The sequence below is a fragment of the Rhodobacter capsulatus genome, from assembly GCF_003254295.1.
GTDB classification, from domain to species: Bacteria; Pseudomonadota; Alphaproteobacteria; order Rhodobacterales; family Rhodobacteraceae; genus Rhodobacter; species Rhodobacter capsulatus.
Genome location: NZ_QKZO01000009.1, coordinates 114,455 through 136,996, shown reverse-complemented (window position 1 = coordinate 136,996; position 22,542 = coordinate 114,455). Strand labels below are relative to the sequence as shown.

Below are 22,542 nucleotides of genomic sequence, written 5' to 3'. Positions count from 1 at the left end.
CATGACGGTTCACATTCAAGGGCGGGCAGGATGACGGCGGGCAAGGGCAAATCGGCGCGGGCCGGGTCGCGGCGGCGGCTGACGGGCCTGCTTGACCGGCTGGCGGCGCTGCGCGCCACCACGGCCAGCCCCGCCACCGGCTTCGTCAGCCAGCCCGAGCCGCGCTCGATCGGCTCCTTTGCCCGCGGACGGCAGATGATCGCCGGGAATTTCCTGTTTGCCGGGTTTCTGGTCGAGGGGCCCGACCGTTCGATCTGGGATCTGCCCGTCCCCGACCCGAGCTTCGAGGAGGCGCTGCAGGGCTGCACCTGGCTGGACGATCTGGCCGCGGTCGGCGACCGGCCCGCGCGGGAACGGGCGCAAGCCTGGGTCTTCGACTGGATCGCCCGCTATGGCCGGGCCCGGGGGCCGGGCTGGACGCCGGATCTGACCGGGCGGCGGCTGATCCGGCTGATCACCCACGCGCTTTTCCTGCTCAACGGCCGCGACAAGACCGAGGCGCAGGCCTTCTTCCGCACCCTTGGCCAGCAGACGCTGTTTCTGGCGCGGCGCTGGCGCTCGGCCAGCCCCGGCCTGCCGCGGGTCGAGGCGCTGACCGGGCTGATCTATGCCAGCCTTGCGCTGACCGGGATGGAGCGTCATGCCGGGGCCGCGGCCGAGGCCTTGGCCGCCGAATGCACCGGGGACATCGACGCGGCGGGCGGCATTCCCACCCGCAACCCCGAGGAATTGCTGGAAGTTCTGACGCTGCTTCTGTGGGCCGCCGATGCGATGACCGCGGCAGGGCGCACGCCTTTGCCCGCGCATCTGGCCGCGATCGCGCGGATCGCGCCGACGCTGCGAACGCTGCGCCATGCCGATGGCGGGCTCGCCCGGTTTCACGGCGGCGGCCGCGGCGCCGAGGGGCGGCTGGATAGCGCACTGAACGCCTCCGGCACCCGCGCCGTGGCGCGCGCCGGGCTGGCGATGGGCTTTGCGCGGCTTCATGCCGGGCGCAGCAGCCTGATCGTCGATGCCGCGCCGCCGCCACGGGGCGCCGCCTCGGCCAATGCCCATGCCTCGACACTGGCCTTTGAACTCACCTCGGGGCGCTGGCCCCTGATCGTCAGCTGCGGCTCGGGGGCGATGTTCGGCCCCGACTGGCACCGCGCCGGCCGCGCCACGCCCAGCCATTCGACGCTGGCGATCGAGGGCTATTCCTCGTCGCGGCTTGGTCCGGCCCGCCGCACCGGCGCGGCGATGCGGACCTGGCTTGAGGAAACGCCCTCGGAAGTCTGGATGCGGCCGGAGACCGACCCGGCCCGGCATGCGCTTTTCGGTCATGACGGCTATCTGCTCACCCACGGGCTGACCCATATCCGCGAGCTGGAGCTTTCCTCCGATGGCAACGCGCTGAGGGGGATGGACACGCTGGGCGCGATGACCAGCGCCGACAAGGCCCGGTTCGAGACCGTGTTTCAGGCCGATGCCCTGCGCGGCATCCCGTTCCAGATTCGCTTCCACATCCATCCCGAGGTCGACGCCACGCTCGACATGGGCGGCTGGGCGGTGTCGATGGCGCTCAAATCCGGCGAGATCTGGGTTTTCCGCTTCGATGGCCCGGTCGATCTGACGCTTGATCCCTCGGTCTATCTGGAAAAGGGCCGCCTGCGCCCGCGGGCCACGCAACAAATCGTGCTTTCGGGCCGTTTGCAGGCGCCGATCCAGCAAATCGGCTGGACCTTGGCCAAGGCTCAGGATACCCCCGGCGCCAATCAGGGCGAGCCCCGGCCGCCCGTTCCCGCTCCCTGACCACGGGCCGCGACGGCCCTTGCACAGAAGGAAAGTCCCGTGACCCATCCCGTTCCGCTCACCCGTGCGCTGCTTTCGGTGTCCGACAAGACCGGTCTAGTCGATTTCGCCCGCGCGCTGGCCGCCCGCGGGGTCGAGCTGCTCTCGACCGGCGGCACCGCCAAGACGCTGCGCGAAGCCGGGCTTTCGGTGCGCGACGTGGCCGAGGTGACCGGCTTCCCCGAGATGATGGATGGCCGCGTGAAGACCCTGCATCCGAAGGTGCATGGCGGGCTTCTGGCGCTGCGCGACAATGCCGAACATCTGACCGCGATGGAAACCCATGGCATCGAGGTGATCGATCTGCTCGTCGTCAACCTTTACCCGTTCGAGGCCACCGTGGCCAAGGGTGCCGCCTATGACGACTGCATCGAGAATATCGACATCGGCGGCCCGGCGATGATCCGCGCCGCCTCGAAAAACCATGCCTTCGTCGCCACCGTGGTCGATGTCGAGGATTACGCCGCCGTTCTGGCGGAACTGGATGCCAACGACGGCAAGACCACCTTCGCCTTCCGCCAGCGGCTGGCGCAGATCGCCTATGCCCGCACCGCTGCCTATGATGCCGCCGTCTCGACCTGGATGGCGCAGGCGATCGGCGAAGCGGCCCCGCGCCGCCGCGCCTTTGCCGGGACGCTGGCGCAGACCCTGCGCTATGGCGAAAACCCGCATCAGTCGGCCGCCTTCTATCTGGACGGCTCGGCCCGGCCGGGCGTCGCCACCGCCCAGCAGCATCAGGGCAAGGAACTGAGCTACAACAACATCAACGACACCGACGCGGCCTTTGAGCTGGTGGCGGAATTCCCGACCGAGGCCCCGGCCTGCGCGATCATCAAACACGCCAACCCCTGCGGTGTGGCGACCGGCAAGACGATGCTCGAAGCCTATACAAGGGCGTTCGACTGCGACCGCACCTCGGCCTTTGGCGGCATCATCGCGCTGAACCAGACCCTTGACGCCGCGACGGCGGAAGAGATCTGCAAGATCTTCACCGAAGTCGTTATCGCCCCCGCGGCCAGCGACGAGGCGAAGGCGATCTTTGCCGCGAAAAAGAACCTGCGCCTTTTGACCACCGGCGCCCTGCCCGACCCGAAAGCGCCGATCACCAGCTTCCGGCAGGTGGCGGGCGGCTTCCTGGTGCAGGGCAAGGACAATGGCGCGATCTCGATGGACGATCTGAAGGTCGTCACCGAACGCGCGCCGAGCGAACAGGAGCTGAAAGACCTGCTCTTTGCCTGGAAGGTCGCGAAACACGTCAAGTCGAACGCGATCATCTATGTGCGTGACGGCGCCACGGTGGGCGTCGGCGCGGGGCAGATGAGCCGGGTCGACAGCACCCGGATCGCCGCGCGCAAGGCGGAAGACATGGCCGAGGTGATGGGCCTGCCCGCGCCGCTGACCAAGGGCTCGGTGGTGGCGTCCGACGCCTTCTTCCCCTTTGCCGACGGTCTGATCACCGCGGCCGAGGCGGGCGCGACGGCGATCATCCAGCCCGGCGGTTCGATGCGCGATCAGGACGTGATCGACGCCGCGAACGAGCGCGGTCTGGCCATGGTCTTCACCGGCATGCGCCACTTCCGGCACTGAGGCATCATGCGACTGATGGCGCGGTTTGCGGCGGCGGTGCTGCTGCTGGATCAGGTGACGAAATTCATCGTCGTGCAATGGATCGGGCTCGACCGGATCGGCCAGATGGCGGTGCTGCCGCCCTGGTTCAACCTGCGCATGGCGTGGAACCGGGGCATCAACTTCGGCCTGTTCGCGGGCGAGGACGAGATCACCCGCTGGGCCCTGGTCGTGATGGCGCTCGCCATCTCGGCCTGGGTCTGGCACTGGGTCAGCCGCCATCCGCAGGGGCTGCGCGGACAGGTCGCCGCGGGGCTGCTGATCGGCGGGGCGCTGGGCAATGTGATCGACCGCATCGCCTATGGCGCGGTGGCCGATTTCCTCAATGTCTCGACGCCGTTCTGGGACAACCCGTTTTCCTTCAACGTCGCCGATATCGCGATCTTCCTTGGCGCGGCGGGTCTGGTGCTGTTCACCGGCGAGGGCAAGTCCGGCCGGGCGTGACGCCTTTGGGACGTGACGTGCGGACGGTGATAGGCTAAGACGGGGCAAACGGCGATGGAGTGCTGCATGCGATCGGTGTCTGGAACGCTCGGGATTGCGCTGGTGACGGCGCTGGCCCTTGGCGGCTGCGGCGGCGCGAAGGACAAACAGCCCGAGCTGATGCACCTGCGGTCCTCGACCTCGGGGCCGGATGAATTCGGCATCCTGCCGACCAAGCCGCTGGCCATGCCCGACAGCCTGACCGAGCTGCCCGCGCCGACGCCGGGCGGCGCGAACATCACCGATCCGACGCCGCAGGCCGATGCCGTCGCGGCGCTGGGCGGCGACCCGGCGCGGGTGACCGGCACCGGCCGCGCCACCGGCGATGGCGGGTTGCTGGGCCATTCGGGGCGCTTCGGCACCGAAGCCGCGATCCGCGACCGGCTTGCCGCCGAGGATCTGCAGTGGCGGCGCGATCACGATGGCCGGTTGCTGGAACGGCTCTTCAACATCAACGTCTATCTCAAGGCCTATGCGCCGATGTCTCTTGACCAGCAGGCTGAGCTGGAACGCTGGCGCCAGCAGGGCCTGCGCACTCCGGCCGCGCCGCCTTCGGGCACGGCGCAGGAGGCGTTGCCGTAACGGCCGATCAAACCTGCGTCAGCCCCGTGCCGTCACGGTTGTCTGTGGCGGCGGCGGGATTACCCTGACGACAGATCGACGGAGGTGCCCATGCGCACGATGCTTGCCGGATTGTTCCTGATGGCGACGGCTTTTGGCGCGTCAGCCGCGCCGGTGACCCATTTTACCCTGAAGAACGGGCTTGAGGCCGTGGTGATCGAGGATCACCGCGCCCCGGTCGTGGTGCAGATGGTCTGGTACCGGGCCGGATCGGCCGACGAGGTCCGGGGCAAGTCGGGCATCGCCCATTACCTGGAACATCTGATGTTCAAGGGCACCGACACGCTGGCACCGGGCGAATTGTCCAAGGTGGTGGCGGCGAATGGCGGCTCGGACAATGCCTTCACCAGCTATGATTACACCGCCTATTACCAGCGCATCGCCGCCGACCGGCTGGAGCTGGTGATGAAGATGGAAGCCGACCGGATGCGCAACCTGCGCATTTCCGAGGGCGACTGGAAGACCGAGCGCGAGGTGATTCTGGAAGAACGCGCCCAGCGCACCGACAGCGACCCTTCGGCGCTTCTGAACGAGCAGATGCGGGCGGCGCAATTCCTCAACAGCCCCTATGGCACGCCGGTGATCGGCTGGCGCCAGGAGATGGAGGAGCTGACCCGCGAGGACGCGCTGGCCTGGTATCGGCGCTACTATGCGCCGAATGATGCCGTGCTGGTGGTGGCGGGCGACGTGACCCCCGATCAGGTGAAGGCGCTTGCCCAGAAATACTACGGCCCGCTGGCGCCGTCGCAGGACATCCCGCCGCGCATCCGCCCGCAGGAGCCGCCGCAGCTGGCCGCCCGGCGCATGGTGTTTCGCGATGCCCGCATCGCCCAGCCCTATGTGATGCGCAGCTATCTGGCCCCCGAACGCAACCCGGGCGATCAGAAACAGGCCGCGGCGCTGACGATTCTGGCGGAACTGCTGGGCGGCAACATGGCGACCTCGGTTCTGGGGCGGAAACTGGTGTTCGAGGCGGGCGATGCGATCCATGTCTCGGCGGGCTATAACGGCATGTCGATCGACAAGACCACCTTCACCCTTGCCGTGATGCCCGCCAAGGATGTCGACCTGCCCCGGGCCGAGGCGGCGCTGGACAAGGCTTTGGCCGATTTCTTCACCGACGGCATCGACCCGGCGCAGTTCGAGCGCATCCGCACGCAGATCCGCGCCAGCCAGATCTATGAACAGGACGATACCGAGGCGCTGGCGCAGCGCTATGGCGAGGCGCTGGCTTCGGGCTTTTCCGTCGCCGATGTCGCGGCCTGGCCCGAGGTGCTGATGTCGGTCACCCCCGACGACGTGATGGCCGCCGCCACGGCGCTGTTCGATCCGGCGCGCTCGGTGACGGTCTTTGCCGAAGCCGCGGGCGGCGGTGCCGCCTCTCCCGTCGCACCCGCCCCCGTCGCACCCGCCCTGACCCCGGAGGCCACGCAATGATCCTTCGCGCTCCGTTCCGACTGCTGGCCGCGCTTGCGCTGACGCTGCTCTCTGCCCTGCCCGCCGCGGCGATCGAGATCACCGAGGTCACCTCGCCCGGCGGCATCAAGGCCTGGCTGGTCGAGGCGCATGACATCCCCTTCACTGCGCTGGAAATCCGCTTTCGCGGCGGGGCGAGCCTTGATGAGCCGGGCAAGCGCGGCGCCACAAATCTGATGACGGCGACGCTGGAAGAAGGCTCGGCAGATCTCGACAGCCAGGGCTTTGCCGCGGCGCAGGAAGCGCTTGCCGCCAGTTTCAAATTCGACATCGACGATGACACGCTGAGCATCTCTGCCCGGTGGCTTACCGAAAACCGCGACAAGGCCGTCGATCTGCTGCGCGGGGCGCTGACCGACCCGCATTTCGATCAGGCCTCGGTCGACCGGGTGCGCGGGCAGGTGCTGTCGATCATCGCCTCGGAGGCCCAGGACCCGCAGGCGATCGCCGGGCAGGCCTTCCGCAAGCTGGCTTACGGCGATCATCCCTATGGCACGTCGCTGAACGGCACGCTCGACAGCGTGCAGGCCCTGACCCGCGAGGACATGTTCACCGCCAAGGCCCGGGTGATGGCCCGCGACCGGCTGGTGGTCTCGGCGGTGGGTGACATCACGGCTGCCGATCTGGGTCCGCTGCTGGACAAGCTTCTGGGCGATCTGCCCGCCACCGGCGCGCCGCTGCCGCCGCGCGCCGATCTGGCCCTGACCGGCGGCGTGACCGTCGTTCCCTTCGACACGCCGCAAGCGACGGTGATCTTTGGCGAACAGGGTCTGGCGATGTCGGACCCGGATTTCTTCCCCGCCTATGTCTTCAACGAGATCCTGGGCGCGGGCGGATTTTCCTCTCGCCTGATGGAGGAGGTGCGGGAAAAGCGCGGCCTGACCTATGGCATCTACACCTATCTGGTGCCGAAGGATCTGGCCGAGACCTGGCAGGGCAGTTTCGCCTCGGCCAATGGCAAGGTGGCCGAAGCGATCGAGATCGTGAAGGCGGAATGGGCCAGGGCCGCGACGGGCAAGGTCACGGACCGCGAACTGGCCGATGCCAAGACCTATCTGACCGGCGCCTATCCGCTGCGCTTTGACGGCAACGGCAATATCGCCGACATTCTGGCGGGGATGCAGCTGAACGGGATGCCGGTCGATTACATCAACAGCCGCAACGACAAGGTCAATGCGGTGACAAAAGACGACATCGCCCGCGTGGCGCAGCGGCTGATCAAGGCCGAGGGGCTGCGCTTTGTCGTTGTGGGCCAGCCCTAGGGGCTGAAGTAAGCCCCGAATCTGTTGGGCTCGGTTTCGGGCTGTGCTATCCCTTGTGGCATGAACGCACAGCCCCCCCAGATCGGCACCTCCCGCCCGGTGATCCGCCAGCTTGACGACGCCGCCGCCAACCGCATCGCGGCGGGCGAGGTGGTGGAACGCCCCGCCTCGGCAGTCAAGGAACTGGTGGAAAACGCGCTTGACGCCGGGGCGAGCCGGGTCGAGATCGCCTATTCGGATGGCGGCAAGACGCTGATCCGGATCAGTGACGACGGCTGCGGCATGACGGCCGAAGACCTGCCGCTGGCGCTCTCCCGTCATGCGACGTCCAAGATCGACGGCTCGGATCTTCTGAACATCCATACCTTCGGCTTTCGCGGCGAGGCCCTGCCCTCGCTGGGGGCCGTCGGGCGGCTGACGATCACCTCGCGGGCCGAGGGGTTTGACGCCGCGCAGATCACCGTGGCAGGCGGCCAGATCGGCGCGGTGAAACCGGCGGCGCTGAACCGCGGCACCGTGGTCGAGCTGCGCGATCTGTTCTTTGCCACCCCGGCGCGGCTGAAATTCCTGCGCACCGACCGGACCGAGGCGCAGGCGATCGCCGACACGGTGAAGCGCCTCGCCATGGCCGAGCCCTATGTCAGCTTCAGTTTGCGCGAGATCGCGGGCAGCGAGACGCGGGAGATCTTTCGCGCCGATGCCGAACAGGGCGAGCTGTTCGGCGCGCTCTCGGGCCGGTTGGGCCGCATTCTGGGCCGGGCCTTTGCCGACAATGCCGTGCCCCTCGATGCCGAACGCGAGGGCATCCGGCTGACCGGCTATGCCGCCCTGCCCACCTATTCCCGCGGCGCCGCGATCGAGCAATTCCTCTTCGTCAACGGCCGCCCGGTGCGCGACAAGATGCTGCTCGGCGCCTTGCGGGCCGCCTATATCGACGTGCTCTCCCGCGACCGCCACCCGGCCGCGGTGCTGTTCCTGACCTGCGACCCCGAGTCGGTCGATGTCAACGTCCACCCCGCCAAGGCCGAGGTCCGCTTTCGCGAAGCGGGCGTGCCGCGGGGCCTGATCGTCACCGGCATCCGCCACGCGCTGGCGCAGTCGGGGCATCGGTCGTCTTCGACCGTCGCCACCGCCACCCTGGGCGCGATGCAGCCCGAACCGGCGCAGCCCCGCATCTATCAGATGGAGCGGCCCAGCTACGGCGCCATTCGCAACGCCTTTGCCGCGCAGATGCCGCTTGCCAGCTTCGACGAGGCCCCCCAGCCCTACACTGCGCCCTTTGCCCCCTCGGCCCGGGTCGAGCCCGCCCCGCCCGAGACGGCGGCGCTGATCCACCGCCCGCTGGGGGCCGCGCGGGCGCAGCTGCATGAAAACTACATCATCGCCCAGACCGAGCGCGGCATGGTAATCGTCGATCAGCACGCCGCGCATGAGCGGCTGGTCTATGAACGGCTGAAGGCGCAAAGCGCCGAAAAGGGCATCGCGGCGCAGACGCTGCTGATCCCCGAGATCGTCGAATTGTCCCCCGCCGAGGCCGCCCGGCTGCTCGATGTGGCCGAGGATCTGCACCGGCTCGGCCTTGCCATCGAGCCCTTCGGCGGCGGCGCCATCGCGGTGCGCGAAACCCCGGCGATCCTTGGCGAAATCAACGCCGCCGCGCTCTTGCGCGACATTCTGGACGAGCTCGCCGATCAGGGCGACAGCCTGCGGCTGCAATCGAAAATCGACGCGGTTCTGTCGCGGATGTCGTGTCACGGCTCGATCCGCTCGGGTCGGCAGATGCGGGTCGAGGAGATGAACGCGCTGTTGCGCGAGATGGAAGCCACGCCGCTTTCGGGCCAATGCAACCACGGCCGCCCGACCTATGTCGAGCTGAAACTTTCCGACATCGAACGGCTGTTCGGCCGGACATGATCGAACTCGGCGCGCATGTGATCGACCTGCAGGACCCTCTGGTGCAGGCGGCGCTTGCTTCGGCGGCGGTTCTGCTGCTGCTGATCCTTTTGATGCTGCGGGCATCCCTGCGCACGGCGAAGGCGCTGGACCCGCTGGCGGGGAACCTGTTGCAACTGGCGCAACGGGTGCAGGCGCTCTCCGATGGCCAGCACCAGCTGGCGGGCGGGCTGCATCATGTCTCCGAAGCCCAGGCCGCCAGCCAAAGCCGGATGCTGCAATTGATGGAGGCGCGGCTGGCCGAGGTGAACCGCGCGATGACCGAGAGCCTGCACGGCTCGGCCACCCGCACGGCGCGCAGCCTTGGCGATCTGCAGCAGCGGCTGGCCGCGATCGACAAGGCGCAGGCGAATATCGAGAAGCTTTCGGGCAATGTGCTGGGGTTGCAGGATATTCTCTCGAACAAGCAGACCCGCGGCGCGTTCGGGGAAATCCAGTTGCATGACATCGTGCAAAAGGCGCTGCCGCGCGATTCCTATACGATGCAGGCGACGCTCTCGAACGGGCGCCGCGCCGATTGCCTGATCCATCTGCCCCATCCGCCGGGGCCGATCGTGATCGACAGCAAATTTCCGCTCGAAGCCTACGAAGCCCTGCGCCGCGCGGAAAATCAAAGCCAGCTGATCGAGGCCCAACGGATGATGCGGATTTCCCTGCGCGCGCATATCCGGGCGATTGCGGATCGCTACATCCTCGAGGGCGAGACCTCGGACGGCGCGCTGTTGTTCCTGCCTTCCGAGGCCGTCTATGCCGAGCTGCACGCGAATTTCCCCGAACTGGTGCGCGAGGGCTTTGCCGCCAAGGTCTGGATCGTCTCTCCAACCACCTGCATGGCGACGCTGCACACGATGCGCGCGGTGCTGAAAGACGCGCGGATGCGCGCGCAGGCGGGGGCGATCCGGCGGGAACTCGCCGCGCTGCATGCCGATGTCGGGCGGCTGGGGGACCGGGTGGCGAACCTTGACCGGCATTTCACCATGGCCGCGCGCGATATCGAAGAGATCAAGACCTCCGCCGAAAAGGCGGGCAAACGGGCGCATCGGCTGGATAATTTCGACTTCGAGGAGCTGGCGGCCGAGCCCCCCCTGCGGCTTGCCGTCAAAAGCCGAGATGGCGCTTGCGTCACGGCCGATCCGGGACGAGAGTGACGGAACAGGAGGACGTGTCATGCTGCCGATCAGCCCGTCGAAAATCGCCCATGTGATCATCCGCGCCCGGAAATTCGACGCCGATGTGCCGGGGTCCGGTCAAGGGCGCGAATTACGCGCCTTCATCGCGGCGCTGAACGAGGATGAACAGGCGGCGCTGACCGCGCTGATGTGGATTGGCCGCGAGACCTTCGAACCCGCGGAATTCGACGAGGCCTTCGAGACCGCCAAGGCCGAGGCGACGGCGCCGACCGAGGATTACCTTCTCGGCATCCCGATGCTGGCCGATTATCTGGAAGACGGGCTGAATGCGATGGGGATCAGCCTGGAAGAGGCCGAGGACGGGATCAATCCGACCGTGTAGGGGGGCGCTGCCCCCCGTCCGCAAGCGGACTCCCCCCGGGATATTTGCAGCAAGGTGAAAGCAGAGCCGGGTTTGCCTTTCACTTTGGCGCAAATATCCCACGGGGGTGCGGGGGTGTGAAACCCCCGCTTCTGCGTTGCGTCAGGCGACCAGCCGGTAACCGCCCGATTCCGTGATCAGAAGCCGCGCATTCGACGGATCGGGTTCGATCTTCTGGCGCAGCCGGTAGATATGGGTTTCCAGCGTATGCGTGGTCACGCCCGCATTGTAGCCCCAGACCTCGTGCAACAGCACATCGCGCGCCACCACCCCGTCCTGCGCCCGGTAGAGGAACTTCAGGATGTTGGTTTCCTTTTCCGTCAGCCGGATCTTGCGGTCCTTGGCGTCGATCAGCATCTTCATCGCCGGCTTGAAGGTGTACGGCCCAAGCTGGAACACCGCGTCTTCGGACTGTTCATGCGTGCGCAGCTGGGCGCGGATCCGCGCCAGCAGCACCGGGAACTTGAACGGCTTGGTGATGTAATCATTCGCGCCGCTGTCCAGGCCAAGGATCGTGTCGGCATCGGTGTCATGGCCGGTCAGCATCATGATCGGGCATTTCACCCCTTGCTTGCGCAGCTTCTTGCACAGCTCGCGGCCATCTGTATCGGGCAGGCCGACATCGAGCATGACAAGGTCATAAAGCGCGCCCTTGGCCTTTTCGACCCCTTCGGCGCCCGAGCCCGCCTCGAACACGTCGAATTCCTCGGTCGCGATCAACTGCTCGGCCAGCGCCTCGCGCAGGTCGCTGTCATCATCCACCAGAAGAATTTTCTTCAACCCGGCCATCATTACCTCCCGGTTTCGTTGCGGTTTGTGTCAAGCTGGACTCTCATCACGACTGCGGCAAGGGAGGTGAAATCTTTCTCACGCAAGGGTGACGCAGAGGCGGGAAGTGTTTCAATCTGTTTCAGTCATCGCTATCTTCCGGCCATGGAAACACCCGTCTTTCTCGGCCCGAGCGCCCTTGAACTTGTGAACCGCGCCCGCGCCGATCTGCGGCTGGGGCTTCCCGTCGTGCTCTCGGGGCAGGGGCTCGCCGTCGCCATCGAGACGCTCTCGCCCGAGCGTCTGGAGGCGCTGCGCAGTCTCGGGCCGCTCACCCTGGCGCTGACCTCCTGGCGGGCCGAGACGCTGAAAGCCCGGGTCTACGATGGCGATCTGGCCCGGATCGCCGTGCCCGAAGACGCCGATCTGGCCTGGCTGCGGGCACTGGCCGATCCGGCCGATGATCTGCGCGTGCCGATGAAGGGGCCGCTCACCAGTCTGCGCGGCGGCGATGCGGATCTGGCCCGCGCCGCGATCGGGCTTTGCAAGACCGCGCAACTGCTGCCCGCGGCACTGCTTGCCCCCCTGCCCGATCCCGCGCCCCAAGGGCTGACGGCACTCGACGCGGCGCAGGTGCTGCATCTGCTCTCCTCGGAAGCCGCCTTTGCCCCCGTCGCCGCGGCGCGGGTGCCGATGCGGGCGGCGGAAAGGGGGCGGCTGCATATCTTCCGCCCCGACGATGGCGGCCCCGAACATTACGCCATCGAGATCGGCGCCCCCGACCGGATGCTGCCGGTTCTGACGCGGCTGCATTCGGCCTGTTTCACCGGTGATGTTATGGGCTCGCTGAAATGCGATTGCGGGCCGCAACTCGATGCAGCGTTGCATCAGATGGGGGCCGAGGGGGCGGGCGTGCTGCTCTACCTCAATCAGGAGGGCCGCGGCATCGGGCTGGCCAACAAGATGCGCGCCTATTCGCTGCAGGATCAGGGCTTTGACACGGTCGAGGCGAACCACCGGCTGGGGTTTGAGGATGACGAGCGCGATTTCCGCATCGGCGCGGCGCTGCTGAAGAAGCTGGGCTTCAACGCGGTGCGGCTTCTGACCAACAACCCGGCCAAGGTGCGGATGCTGGAAACCCACGGCATTGCTGTGGCGGAACGGGTGCCGCTCAAGGTCGGCAAAAGCCGCCACAACGAAGCCTATCTGGCCACCAAGGCGGCGAAATCGGGGCATCTGCTGTGATCCGCCTGACCGCCACCGGACTTCTGTTCCACGGCCGCCGCCACCCGGTGCAGATCGGCCGCGGCGGGCTTTCCGCCACGAAACGCGAAGGCGACGGCGCCACGCCCATCGGTCGGCTGCGCATCGTCGGCATGCTGTACCGCGCCGACCGCCTGCCACGCCCGGCGACATGGGCCCGGCCCATCGGACCGCAGGACCTGTGGTGCGACGATCCCGACCACCCCGCCTACAACCAGCCCGTCCGCGCGCCGTTCAAGGCCAGCCACGAACGCATGGCCCGCCGCGATCCGCTTTACGACATCGTGCTGATCACCGACTGGAACTATCCGAAAGCGACGCCCGGCAAGGGCTCGGCGATCTTCCTGCACCAGCGCCGCCGCCTGTGTTACCCCACGGCGGGCTGCCTTGCGCTTGGCCGCGCCGATCTGCTCAAACTCGCCCGCCGCCTGAAACCCGGCACCGAGCTGTTGATTCCGCCCCTTGCCTGCTTTCATCTTGCGAAAAATACCTCGGGGTCCGGGGCAGCGCCCCGGTCCGCCGACAAGGCCTAGGCCCGCGTCCCGTAAGCGCGCGCGCCAAAAATCGCCGAGCCCACGCGCACATGCGTGGCCCCCGCCGCAATCGCCGCCTCGAAATCCGAACTCATCCCCATCGACAACCCGGAAAGCCCGTTGCGCGCCGCCATCCCGGCGAGCATGGCGAAATGCGGGGCGGGGTCTTCCGCTTCCGGCGGAATGCACATCAGCCCGACCACCGGCAGATCCAGCCGCCGCGCCTCGGCGACGAAAGCATCCAAAGCCTCGGGCAGGACGCCCGCCTTTTGCGGCTCGGCGCCTGTGTTGACCTGCACGAAAAGCTCGGGACTTGCCCCCCGCGCCTGCGCCAGCGCGGCCAGCTTCACCGCCAATGAGGGCCGGTCGAGCGTGTGGATCGCCTCGAACAGCTCCACCGCCTGTTTCGCCTTGTTCGTCTGCAGCGGCCCGATCATGTGCACGGCGACGCCCGGGACCTCTGCCCGCCAGGCGGGCCATTTCGCCGCCGCTTCCTGGACGTAATTCTCGCCAAACAGCCGCTGCCCCTGATCGAGCACCGCCAGCACCCGCTCGGGCGGCTGCACCTTCGACACGGCGATCAGCCGCACCGCCCCCTCGGCCCGGCCCGCGGCGCGGGTCGCCTCTGCGATACGGCGCTCAATCTGCTGCAATCCCATGGCGATCTCCTTTGCGGCGCAATCGAGCACAAGGTGTCGAAAAAGAAAAGAGCGGGCGAATGCCCGCTCTTTCCCAATCAGGTTCCGAGAGATCAGAACTTGAACTTGACGCCGAGGTCGGCAACCATGTCGGAGTTCGGCAGGTCGTTGTCGGCGATGCCGCCAACGATCGAAGCGCCGCCGCCGAGGTCGTACGAAGCGCCGAGGCCATAGTAGGTCACGTCGTCGATGGTGTCGATGTCGAGGACTTGCACGTAGCCGCCGACGGTGGTCGCACCGAAGGTGCTGTCAACGCTCAGGCCGTAGGCTTTGTGGTCAACCGCGGTCGCGGCGGCGAGGACCGGCGTCAGGTCGAACACGGCACGGGCAGCATTGCGGTCCAGTTCACCGTCCGCGTAGTAGGCTTTGACGTTGGTGGCGCCGAATTTGGCGATCGCCGCCAGTTCGAGCTGCTCCATGTCCGCCATCAGAGCGGTGTCAGGCGAGTCGATCTTTTCGTAGCCGAGGCCGACGGTGTAGTTGCCGAAGGTGTAGGCAGCAGCGACGGCCATTTCTTGCGCGTCGTCGGTGCTGGTTTCACCCACTTTGCCGTCCGACATCGACGCGGCGACCGAGAAGGCACCGGCCGAGTAGGTGTACAGCAGGACCGGGTTGTCTTCAGCGGTCAGCGTTTCGTCGCCGGTCAGGTAGGGGATGTCGTTGCCACCCCGGTCGTCGAGGTCGGTGTAGCCGACTTCGTACAGGTCGCCGAACAGGGCTTCCGAAGCGCCGAGGGCGTCGCCCATTTCGATCTTGCCGAAAGCGCCCGACAGGAAGACGGTGCCGTCTTCGCCGGTTTCAGCGCCCACCGACTCATGCGCTTTGAACGACGCACCGAACTCGAGACCCGAGTCAGTCGTGCCCGACATGGTGAACAGAACGCGCGAGCGGCTCGAGAAGTTCCAGTCATCGCCGTTGTACATGACACCCATGCGGGCGTCGCCCGAGAGTTTCACTTCGGCGGCGGCGGCGCCAGCGACCATGACGAGCGCGGTCGACGCGATGAGAAGCTTTTTCATTTTTCCCTCATTTTGCTAAGGTAAGCCCCAACTCAGGGGAATCCGAGGTGGGTATGAAGGCTTTTTCTCTCGCCACGCCTCATATTGCAACGAAAACGGGACCGAAGCGGCCAAAGCGAAACCGCGTGGTGCAGCTTTGCCACAGTCCCCCGCTGGGACCGGCGGGCGTTGCGCCCCGGCGCGGCCGGTGCTGCCGGGGAAAAATCTTGTCGCCCCCCCGGCCATCGGCTAGAGACAGGAAAAGCCAATGGGTTCAGCCTGCGGGGGCAGTCGATCGTATGAAGAAAGCAACCTCTTTGCGCACCGCTCTGCTGGTGACGGTCGCGCTTGGTCTGGCAGGCTGCGGCACCTCCAGCGGCAAACTGTTCAACTGGGGCGGCCCGGCGCAGCCCGCGCCGCAAAAGCAGGAAACCGCCTTTGACAAGTTCAAGGCCGAGCCCAAGCAATCCTCGGTCTGGGACTTGTTTTCGAACAACCAGGACCCGAATGTCGCGATCGGGGTGAACAAGTATCTCTGGATGGCCTCGCTTGAGGTGCTCGACTTCCTGCCGATCCAGTCGGTCGATCCGTTCTCGGGGCTGATCGTCACCGGCTATGGCACGCCGCCGGGCGGCGGCAAGGCCTATCGCGCGACGATCCATGTCACCGATCCGGCGCTGGATGCGCGCTCACTCAAGGTGTCGCTGGAAAGCCGCGGCGGCACGGTGGCGCCCGAGACCGTGCGCGCGGTCGAGGATGCGATCCTGACCCGGGCCCGGCAGCTGCGGATCCGCGACTCGGGTCTTTGAGCCTTTCGACCCTTTCGACAAGGGTCCTCTCCCCGCCCGGGCCGTCCCGCGGCGGGGATATTTTGTCACTTGTCCGTGCTGATCACTGGACCTTCCGGCCCCGCGCGGTGTAGCAAACCCGCGACCGATGACGAACGAGGGGCCAGATGTCGCGTTACGAACCGAGCCAGAGCGAACAGAAATGGCAAGCCGCCTGGGAGGCGGCAGGCGTGTTCACCGCGCGGCGGGATCCCGCAAGGCCGAAATATTACGTGCTCGAGATGTTCCCCTATCCTTCGGGGCGCATCCACATGGGCCATGTGCGCAACTACACCATGGGCGACGTCGTCGCGCGGTATAAAATGTCCTGCGGGTTCAGCGTCTTGCACCCGATGGGCTGGGACGCTTTCGGGATGCCCGCGGAAAATGCCGCGATGGAGCGGGGCGGCCACCCGAAGGACTGGACCTATTCCAACATCGCCGACATGCGCGCGCAGATGAAGCCGCTGGGCCTGTCGATCGACTGGAGCCGCGAATTCGCCACCTGCGACCCGGAATATTACGGCCAGCAGCAGGCGATGTTTCTGGATATGCTGGAAGCGGGCCTTGTCTATCGCAAGAACGCGGTGGTGAACTGGGACCCGGTCGACATGACGGTTCTGGCGAACGAGCAGGTCGAGGACGGGCGCGGCTGGCGCTCGGGCGCTTTGGTCGAGCGCAAGGAACTGACGCAGTGGTTCTTCAAGATCTCGGATTACGCGGGCGAGTTGCTGGCGGCGCTGGATGGTCTGAAGGACTGGCCGGAAAAGGTGCGGCTGATGCAGGCGAACTGGATCGGCCAGTCGCGCGGGCTGCAATTCAGCTTCGACACCGTCGATGCGCCCGAGGGTTTCGGCAAGATCGAGGTCTACACCACGCGGCCGGACACGCTGATGGGGGCGTCTTTCGTCGGCATTTCCCCGGATCATCCGCTGGCCAAGGTGCTGGAAGCGGCGAACCCGGAAATGGCCGAGTTCATCGCGCAATGCCGCAAGGGCGGCACCACCGAGGAAGCCATCGAGACCGCCGAGAAAATCGGTCTGGACACCGGCATCCGTGTGAAGCATCCGCTTGATCCGGCGTGGGAATTGCCGGTCTGGATCGCGAATTTCATCCTCATGGATTACGGCACCGGCGCCATTTTCGGCTGCCCGGCGCATGACCAGCGTGACTTCGAATTCGCCACGAAATACGCCCTGCCGATCAACCCTGTCTTTGTCGCCGAGGGCGCCGAAGAAGCGCGGCTCTCCGAAGCCTTCGTGCCGATGAAATCGGAAACCCTGCGCTACATCCGCGGCTTCGCCGGGACCGAAGTGCAAACCGGCGACGAGGGCGTGGCCAGTGCCATCACCGTCGCGGAAACGCAGGGCTGGGGCACCGGCGTCACGAAATACCGGCTGCGCGACTGGGGTCTGAGCCGTCAGCGCTATTGGGGCTGCCCGATTCCCGTCGTGCATTGCGCCACTTGCGGCGTCGTGCCCGAGAAAAAGGAAAACCTGCCGATCCGGCTGCCCGATGACGTGACCTTCGACAAGCCGGGCAACCCGCTTGACCGGCATCCGACCTGGCGCGATTGCACCTGCCCGGCTTGCGGCGCCCCGGCGCGGCGCGAAACCGACACGATGGACACCTTCGTCGATTCGTCCTGGTATTACGCCCGCTTCACCGCGCCCCATGCGACGACCCCGACCGTGGCCGAGGATGCCGAGTACTGGATGAACGTCGATCAATATATCGGCGGCATCGAACATGCGATTCTGCACCTGCTTTATTCGCGCTTCTTCGCCCGGGCGATGGCGAAGACCGGGCACCTGCCCGCGAAGGCGATCGAGCCTTTCGACGCGCTTTTCACCCAAGGCATGGTGACGCACGAGATCTACAAGACCACCGACGGCAATGGCCGTCCGGTCTGGCACCTGCCCGAGGAGGTGGACCTCGAAACCGGCACGCTGAAGGCGACGGGGGAAAAGGTCGAGATCATCCCCTCGGCCAAGATGTCGAAATCGAAGAAGAACGTCGTCGATCCGATGAACATCATCGCGCAATTCGGCGCCGATACCGCGCGCTGGTTCGTGATGTCGGACAGCCCGCCCGAACGTGACGTGGAATGGACCGCCTCGGGGGCCGAGGCCGCCTGCAAGCACCTGACCCGGGTCTGGAACCTGTGCGACCGCATCGCCTCGCTGCCCGATGACCTGCCGCCGCGCGAGGATGAGGCGCTGTTGCGCGCGATGCATCGGGCGATTGCCGATGTCACCTTCTCGATCGAGAATTTCGCCTTCAACAAGGCGATTGCGAAGCTTTACGAATTCACCAACACGCTGGCGAAATCGGATGCCTCGAAACCGGTGCGGCAACAGGCGATGCGCACGCTTGCCCAGCTGATGGCGCCGATGGTGCCGCATCTGGCCGAGGATGTCTGGGCGCATCAGGGCGGCGAAGGGCTGGTGGTGCGCGCGCCCTGGCCGAAGGCCGATCCGGCGATGCTGGTCGAGGATACGGTGACGCTGCCGATTCAGATCAACGGCAAGCGCCGGTCCGAGGTCACCGTGCCGAAGGACATGCCCGCCTCCGAGGTTGAAAAGCTCGTGCTGGCGGACGAGACTGTGATCAAGGTTCTGGCCGGGGGCCAGCCGAAAAAGCTCATCGTCGTGCCGGGGCGCATCGTCAATGTGGTCATCTGACCGTCGGTCCTTTTTGGCTCTGATCGGCGCCGCGGCCCTTTCGGGTTGCGGCTTCACCCCGGCCTACGGGCCGAAGGGCGGCGCGGCCGGGCTTTTGGGCCGCGTCGAAACCGACATGCCGCAGACGCCCGACGATTTCGCGCTGGTGCGGCGGCTGTCGGAACGGCTGGGCCCGGTCGAGAAGGCCCGGTATCGGCTGTCCTACACCGTGACCACCGATGTTCTGGGCCAGGCGATCACCCCCGAAGGCGCCACCACGCGCTATTCGCTGACCGGGCAGGTCGAGTATCGGCTGCAGGACAGCCGCTCGGAAGCCGTGCTGCTGGCGGGCAAGGTGAGCAGCTTCACCTCCTGGTCGGCCTCGGGCTCGGTCGTCGCGACCTCCTCGGCCGAGGATGACGCGCATCGCCGCCTGATGCGGATGCTGGCCGATCAGATCGTCACCCGTCTGCTGGCGCAGGCCGGCACGCTGCCGAAATGAAACTCGCCGGGGTTGCCGCGACGCGCTATTTCGGCAAACCCGATCCGGCGCGGCTGGGGCTTTTGATCTATGGCGCCGATGCGATGCGGGTCGCGCTGCGGCGGCAAGAGGTGATCGCAGCGCTGATCGGCCCCGAGGGCGAGGCCGAGATGCGGCTGACCCGGATGTCTGGTGCCGATCTGCGCAAGGATGCCTCGCAAGTCATCGACGGCATCAAGGAGATCGGCTTTTTCCCCGGCCCCCGCGTCGTCTTTGTCGAGGAGGCGACCGACACCACCGCCCCGGCCTTTGACGCCGCGGTGAAGGCCTGGACGCAGGGCGATGCGCAGATCATCGTCACGGCGGGCGCGCTGACGGCGAAATCGGCGCTGCGCAAGATCTTCGAGAATCACCCCAACGCCTATGCGATCGGGATTTACGACGATCCGCCCAGCCGCGAGGAGATCGAGGAGATCCTGAAAAAGGCCGGGCTGCGGGCGATCCCGAACGAGACGATGACCGATGTTCTGGCGCTCTCGAAGGCGCTGGACCCCGGCGATTTCCGCCAGACGATCGAGAAAATCGCGCTTTACAAATATGGGGATAGCAGCCCGCTGACCCCGGCCGAGGTGGCGCTTTCGTCGCCCAGCACGGTCGAGGCCGAGATCGACGAGGTGCTGGAACTGGTGGCCGACGGGCGGCCTTTGGACCTCGCCCGGATGATGCGCCGGATCGAGGGGCAGGGCGTGCAGCCGGTGACGCTGGCGATCATGGCGACGCGGCATTTTCGGACCCTGCACATGGCGGCCTCGGACCCGGGCGGGGTGGGCGCGGGGCTTGGCAAGCTGCGCCCGCCGGTCTTTGGCCCGCGCCGCGACGTGTTGCAGCGGCAGGCCGGCCGCTGGGGGATGATGCGGCTCGAAGAAGCGCTGAAAGTGCTGATCGAGGCCGATCTGACGCTGCGCTCGGCCTCCAAGGCGCCGCAGATGGCGGTGATCGAGAGGGCGCTGATGCGGCTGGCCTCCGTGGCGGCGAAGCTGTGACGGCGCTGGTGATCGGCGGCGGTCCGGCGGGGATGATGGCGGCCGAGGAGCTGGCCCGCGCGGGCGCCCGGGTGCTGCTGGCCGAGGCGAAGCCGACGCTTGCGCGGAAATTCCTGATGGCGGGGAAATCCGGGCTGAACCTGACCCGCGACGAGCCTTTGGCGCAGTTTCTGACCGCCTATTCGCCCGACTGGATCCGTCCGCATGTGGCCGGTTTCGGCCCCGAGGCGGTGATGGCGTTTGCCCGCACTCTCGGCGTCGATCTTTTCACCGGCTCGACGGGGCGGGTGTTTCCGGTCGAAATGAAAGCCTCGCCGATGCTGCGGCTCTGGGCGCGCAGGCTGGCGGATCTGGGGGTGGAAACGCGCACCCGCTGGCGCTGGACGGGCTTTGACGGGGACGGATTCGCCTTTGACACGCCCGAGGGGGCGCAGGTGCTGAGCCCCGCCGTCACCGTTCTGGCGCTTGGCGGCGCAAGCTGGCCGCGGCTTGGCTCGGATGCCGCCTGGGTGCCGTGGCTGATGGCCAAGGGCGTGACCCTTGCGCCGTTCCAGCCCGCGAACATGGGGCTGCGGGTCGCCTGGTCGCCCCATATGGCGGCGCATCTGGGCCAGCCGGTCAAGGGGGCGGCGCTGCTGACGCCCGACCAGACCAGCCGGGGCGAGTTTGTCCTGTCCGCCCGCGGTCTTGAAGGCGGCGGCATCTATGCGATTGCGGCTGCGGTGCGCGACGGGGCGCCCTTGTCGCTCGACCTTGCACCCGATCTGAGCGTGGATGACATCGCGCATCGGCTGGGCCGCACGCCCGCGCGCGACAGCCTGCCCAATCGGCTGCGCAAGGCGCTGCGGCTGGATCCGGTGAAGCTCGCCCTGTTGCAGGAATGGGGGCGGCCGCTGCCCACGGACCCGCTGGCGCTGGCGCGCAAGCTGAAAGCGCTGCCGGTGCGCCATCTTGGCCCCCGGCCGCTCTCCGAGGCGATTTCCTCGGCGGGCGGCATTTGCGCCACCGCCCTGACCGATGCCCTTGAACTGAAAGCCCTGCCCGGGGTCTTTGCCGCGGGCGAGATGCTGGATTGGGAGGCGCCGACGGGCGGCTATCTGCTGACCGGTTGTCTGGCCACCGGCCGCGTCGCGGGGCAGGCGGCGGCGCGATTGTTCGGGGCACAATCGACAGATTGACCCAGCCCCACCCCGCATGGCGAATTGATCGCCTTGCGAGGGAGACCAAATGACCCAGACCCGCCTGATCACCCCCGTCCTTGTGGGCGGTGCCATCATCCTCATGCTTGGCTTCGCCATCCGCGCCTCGTTCGGGGTGTTCCAGATCCCGATCGCCACCGAATTCGGTTGGCCGCGGGCGGAATTTTCGCTGGCCATCGCGATCCAGAACCTGGCCTGGGGGATCGGCCAGCCGATCTTCGGCGCCATTGCGGAACGGTTCGGCGACCGCAAGGCGATCGTGCTGGGCGCGCTGATGTATGCTTTCGGGCTGGTGCTGTCGGCCTTTGCCACCCAGCCCTGGCAACATGACCTGCTGGAAATTTTCGTCGGCTTCGGCATCGCGGGCACCGGCTTTGGCGTGATCCTGGCCGTCGTCGGGCGCGCGGCGTCGAATGAAAACCGCTCGCTCACGCTTGGCATCGCCACCGCCGCGGGCTCGGCCGGGCAGGTCTTCGGCGCCCCGGTGGCGGAACTGCTGTTGCGGCACTTCCCCTGGCAGACCGTTTTCGTGATCTTTGCCGTCACCATCCTGCTGGCGCTTCTGGCCCTGCCGCTTCTGCGCAGCCCCGCCCGCAGCGCCCCGCGCGGCCCCGAGGAACCGATGGCCACGGTGCTCAAACGCGCGCTGCGGGACCCGTCCTTCGCGCTGATCTTTCTGGGCTTCTTCTCCTGCGGCTATCAGCTGGCCTTCATCACCGCGCATTTCCCGGCGATGGTGACCGAGATGTGCGGCGCCGTTCCCCCCGGTTCCCTTCTGGCCGCGGTCGGGATCGAGAGCCTCTCGACCCTTGGCGCCGTCGCCATCTCGCTCATTGGTCTGGCCAATATCGCGGGCACGATCTTTGCCGGTTGGGCCGGGCGGCATTATTCGAAGAAATACGCGCTCGCCATCATCTACCTTTTGCGCACCATTGCCGCCGCCGCCTTCATCCTGGCGCCGATGACGCCTGCGACGGTGCTGATCTTCTCGCTTGTCATGGGGGCTTTGTGGCTGGCGACGGTGCCGCTGACCTCGGGGCTGATCGCCGATCTTTACGGGCTGCGCTACATGGGCACGCTTTATGGCGTGGTGTTCTTTTCGCATCAGCTCGGCGCCTTTCTGGGCGTCTGGCTGGGCGGACGGCTTTACGACATCGCGGGCGATTACACGCTGGTCTGGTGGGTCGGCGTCGGCATGGGCGCGTTTTCGGCGCTCGTCCACCTGCCGGTGAAGGAACGCGCGCTTCAGGCGCAACCGGCCTGAAGC

General features: G+C 66.9%; 20 protein-coding genes. 17 read left to right on the top strand and 3 right to left on the bottom strand.

What is annotated here, in order from left to right; translation table 11 throughout:
• Window positions 1-30 precede the first annotated feature (30 nt).
• From LY44_RS13855 to LY44_RS13815, 9 genes are all read left to right on the top strand, one after another.
• Window positions 31-1,791: a heparinase II/III family protein gene (locus tag LY44_RS13855; protein ID WP_055209118.1), complete on the top strand. Its 1,761-nt coding sequence runs from the start codon at window positions 31-33 to the stop codon at window positions 1,789-1,791.
• A 39-nt stretch (window positions 1,792-1,830) separates the two neighbouring features.
• Complete coding sequence (purH, locus tag LY44_RS13850; protein WP_055209117.1) at window positions 1,831-3,417, top strand: bifunctional phosphoribosylaminoimidazolecarboxamide formyltransferase/IMP cyclohydrolase; 1,587 nt, start codon at window positions 1,831-1,833, stop codon at window positions 3,415-3,417.
• A 6-nt stretch (window positions 3,418-3,423) separates the two neighbouring features.
• The gene (lspA, locus tag LY44_RS13845) at window positions 3,424-3,900 is read left to right on the top strand and encodes a signal peptidase II (protein WP_055209116.1); all 477 of its coding nucleotides are present in this window, start codon (window positions 3,424-3,426) and stop codon (window positions 3,898-3,900) included.
• A gap of 66 nt (window positions 3,901-3,966) precedes the next feature.
• The gene (locus LY44_RS13840; RefSeq protein WP_055209115.1) at window positions 3,967-4,521 is read left to right on the top strand and encodes a DUF3035 domain-containing protein; all 555 of its coding nucleotides are present in this window, start codon (window positions 3,967-3,969) and stop codon (window positions 4,519-4,521) included.
• 90 nt (window positions 4,522-4,611) lie between these two features.
• Window positions 4,612-5,997: a M16 family metallopeptidase gene (locus LY44_RS13835; protein ID WP_055209114.1), complete on the top strand. Its 1,386-nt coding sequence runs from the start codon at window positions 4,612-4,614 to the stop codon at window positions 5,995-5,997.
• Window positions 5,994-7,298, top strand: coding sequence for a M16 family metallopeptidase (locus tag LY44_RS13830; RefSeq protein ID WP_055209113.1), 1,305 nt, complete (start codon window positions 5,994-5,996; stop codon window positions 7,296-7,298). Before LY44_RS13835 ends, LY44_RS13830 begins: the two co-directional genes overlap by 4 nt.
• A gap of 60 nt (window positions 7,299-7,358) precedes the next feature.
• On the top strand, window positions 7,359-9,212 hold the full coding sequence (gene mutL / locus LY44_RS13825; RefSeq protein WP_111396036.1) for a DNA mismatch repair endonuclease MutL: 1,854 nt from the start codon (window positions 7,359-7,361) through the stop codon (window positions 9,210-9,212).
• Window positions 9,209-10,399: a DNA recombination protein RmuC gene (locus tag LY44_RS13820; protein ID WP_055209112.1), complete on the top strand. Its 1,191-nt coding sequence runs from the start codon at window positions 9,209-9,211 to the stop codon at window positions 10,397-10,399. Before mutL ends, LY44_RS13820 begins: the two co-directional genes overlap by 4 nt.
• A gap of 19 nt (window positions 10,400-10,418) precedes the next feature.
• Window positions 10,419-10,763, top strand: coding sequence for a DUF3775 domain-containing protein (locus LY44_RS13815; protein WP_055209111.1), 345 nt, complete (start codon window positions 10,419-10,421; stop codon window positions 10,761-10,763).
• Window positions 10,764-10,904: 141 nt separating this feature from the next.
• On the opposite strand, the gene LY44_RS13810 is transcribed toward LY44_RS13815, so the two are convergent.
• Entirely contained in the window at window positions 10,905-11,591 is a 687-nt protein-coding gene (locus LY44_RS13810) for a response regulator transcription factor (protein WP_013066010.1), read from the bottom strand.
• 144 nt (window positions 11,592-11,735) lie between these two features.
• Between LY44_RS13810 and ribA the strand changes: the two genes are divergently transcribed.
• Together ribA and LY44_RS13800 are read left to right on the top strand one after the other, a co-directional pair.
• The gene (gene ribA / locus LY44_RS13805) at window positions 11,736-12,815 is read left to right on the top strand and encodes a GTP cyclohydrolase II (protein ID WP_055209110.1); all 1,080 of its coding nucleotides are present in this window, start codon (window positions 11,736-11,738) and stop codon (window positions 12,813-12,815) included.
• Entirely contained in the window at window positions 12,812-13,366 is a 555-nt protein-coding gene (locus LY44_RS13800; protein ID WP_065118336.1) for a L,D-transpeptidase family protein, read from the top strand. Before ribA ends, LY44_RS13800 begins: the two co-directional genes overlap by 4 nt.
• On the opposite strand, the gene LY44_RS13795 is transcribed toward LY44_RS13800, so the two are convergent.
• Together LY44_RS13795 and LY44_RS13790 are read right to left on the bottom strand one after the other, a co-directional pair.
• Window positions 13,363-14,025 (bottom strand): YggS family pyridoxal phosphate-dependent enzyme, encoded by a 663-nt coding sequence (locus tag LY44_RS13795; RefSeq protein ID WP_055209140.1) that lies wholly within the window; start codon window positions 14,023-14,025, stop codon window positions 13,363-13,365. The two genes, LY44_RS13800 and LY44_RS13795, sit on opposite strands and share 4 nt — an antisense overlap.
• Before the next feature lie 92 nt (window positions 14,026-14,117).
• Window positions 14,118-15,083 carry a porin gene (locus tag LY44_RS13790; protein WP_055209109.1) on the bottom strand — a complete coding sequence of 322 codons (966 nt, stop codon included), beginning with the start codon at window positions 15,081-15,083 and terminating at the stop codon, window positions 14,118-14,120.
• A gap of 278 nt (window positions 15,084-15,361) precedes the next feature.
• Here LY44_RS13790 and LY44_RS13785 point away from each other — a divergent pair, with 278 nt between their 5' ends.
• The 6 genes from LY44_RS13785 to LY44_RS13760 all read left to right on the top strand — a co-directional run bounded on the left by LY44_RS13785 (window position 15,362) and on the right by LY44_RS13760 (window position 22,539).
• Window positions 15,362-15,871 carry a DUF3576 domain-containing protein gene (locus LY44_RS13785; protein ID WP_055209108.1) on the top strand — a complete coding sequence of 170 codons (510 nt, stop codon included), beginning with the start codon at window positions 15,362-15,364 and terminating at the stop codon, window positions 15,869-15,871.
• Between the two features lie 146 nt (window positions 15,872-16,017).
• Window positions 16,018-18,573 (top strand): leucine--tRNA ligase, encoded by a 2,556-nt coding sequence (leuS, locus tag LY44_RS13780; protein WP_055209107.1) that lies wholly within the window; start codon window positions 16,018-16,020, stop codon window positions 18,571-18,573.
• Entirely contained in the window at window positions 18,560-19,054 is a 495-nt protein-coding gene (gene lptE / locus LY44_RS13775) for an LPS assembly lipoprotein LptE (RefSeq protein ID WP_055209106.1), read from the top strand. The genes leuS and lptE overlap by 14 nt, the downstream gene beginning before the upstream one ends.
• Window positions 19,051-20,076, top strand: coding sequence for a DNA polymerase III subunit delta (gene holA / locus LY44_RS13770; protein WP_055209105.1), 1,026 nt, complete (start codon window positions 19,051-19,053; stop codon window positions 20,074-20,076). Before lptE ends, holA begins: the two co-directional genes overlap by 4 nt.
• Window positions 20,073-21,254: a TIGR03862 family flavoprotein gene (locus LY44_RS13765; RefSeq protein WP_055209104.1), complete on the top strand. Its 1,182-nt coding sequence runs from the start codon at window positions 20,073-20,075 to the stop codon at window positions 21,252-21,254. Before holA ends, LY44_RS13765 begins: the two co-directional genes overlap by 4 nt.
• A gap of 49 nt (window positions 21,255-21,303) precedes the next feature.
• Window positions 21,304-22,539 carry an MFS transporter gene (locus LY44_RS13760; protein WP_055209103.1) on the top strand — a complete coding sequence of 412 codons (1,236 nt, stop codon included), beginning with the start codon at window positions 21,304-21,306 and terminating at the stop codon, window positions 22,537-22,539.
• Window positions 22,540-22,542 lie beyond the last annotated feature (3 nt).

Bases quoted from the DNA above. Each gene is read 5' to 3' on its own strand.
- LY44_RS13855 (WP_055209118.1), top strand. From the start codon at position 31: ATGACGGCGGGCAAGGGCAAATCGGCGCGGGCCGGGTCGCGGCGGCGG.
- lspA (WP_055209116.1), top strand. From the start codon at position 3,424: ATGCGACTGATGGCGCGGTTTGCGGCGGCGGTGCTGCTGCTGGATCAG.
- LY44_RS13840 (WP_055209115.1), top strand. From the start codon at position 3,967: ATGCGATCGGTGTCTGGAACGCTCGGGATTGCGCTGGTGACGGCGCTG.
- LY44_RS13835 (WP_055209114.1), top strand. From the start codon at position 4,612: ATGCGCACGATGCTTGCCGGATTGTTCCTGATGGCGACGGCTTTTGGC.
- LY44_RS13830 (WP_055209113.1), top strand. From the start codon at position 5,994: ATGATCCTTCGCGCTCCGTTCCGACTGCTGGCCGCGCTTGCGCTGACG.
- mutL (WP_111396036.1), top strand. From the start codon at position 7,359: ATGAACGCACAGCCCCCCCAGATCGGCACCTCCCGCCCGGTGATCCGC.
- LY44_RS13820 (WP_055209112.1), top strand. From the start codon at position 9,209: ATGATCGAACTCGGCGCGCATGTGATCGACCTGCAGGACCCTCTGGTG.
- LY44_RS13815 (WP_055209111.1), top strand. From the start codon at position 10,419: ATGCTGCCGATCAGCCCGTCGAAAATCGCCCATGTGATCATCCGCGCC.
- LY44_RS13810 (WP_013066010.1), bottom strand. From the start codon at position 11,591: ATGGCCGGGTTGAAGAAAATTCTTCTGGTGGATGATGACAGCGACCTG.
- ribA (WP_055209110.1), top strand. From the start codon at position 11,736: ATGGAAACACCCGTCTTTCTCGGCCCGAGCGCCCTTGAACTTGTGAAC.
- LY44_RS13795 (WP_055209140.1), bottom strand. From the start codon at position 14,025: ATGGGATTGCAGCAGATTGAGCGCCGTATCGCAGAGGCGACCCGCGCC.
- LY44_RS13790 (WP_055209109.1), bottom strand. From the start codon at position 15,083: ATGAAAAAGCTTCTCATCGCGTCGACCGCGCTCGTCATGGTCGCTGGC.
- LY44_RS13785 (WP_055209108.1), top strand. From the start codon at position 15,362: ATGAAGAAAGCAACCTCTTTGCGCACCGCTCTGCTGGTGACGGTCGCG.
- leuS (WP_055209107.1), top strand. From the start codon at position 16,018: ATGTCGCGTTACGAACCGAGCCAGAGCGAACAGAAATGGCAAGCCGCC.
- lptE (WP_055209106.1), top strand. From the start codon at position 18,560: ATGTGGTCATCTGACCGTCGGTCCTTTTTGGCTCTGATCGGCGCCGCG.
- holA (WP_055209105.1), top strand. From the start codon at position 19,051: ATGAAACTCGCCGGGGTTGCCGCGACGCGCTATTTCGGCAAACCCGAT.
- LY44_RS13760 (WP_055209103.1), top strand. From the start codon at position 21,304: ATGACCCAGACCCGCCTGATCACCCCCGTCCTTGTGGGCGGTGCCATC.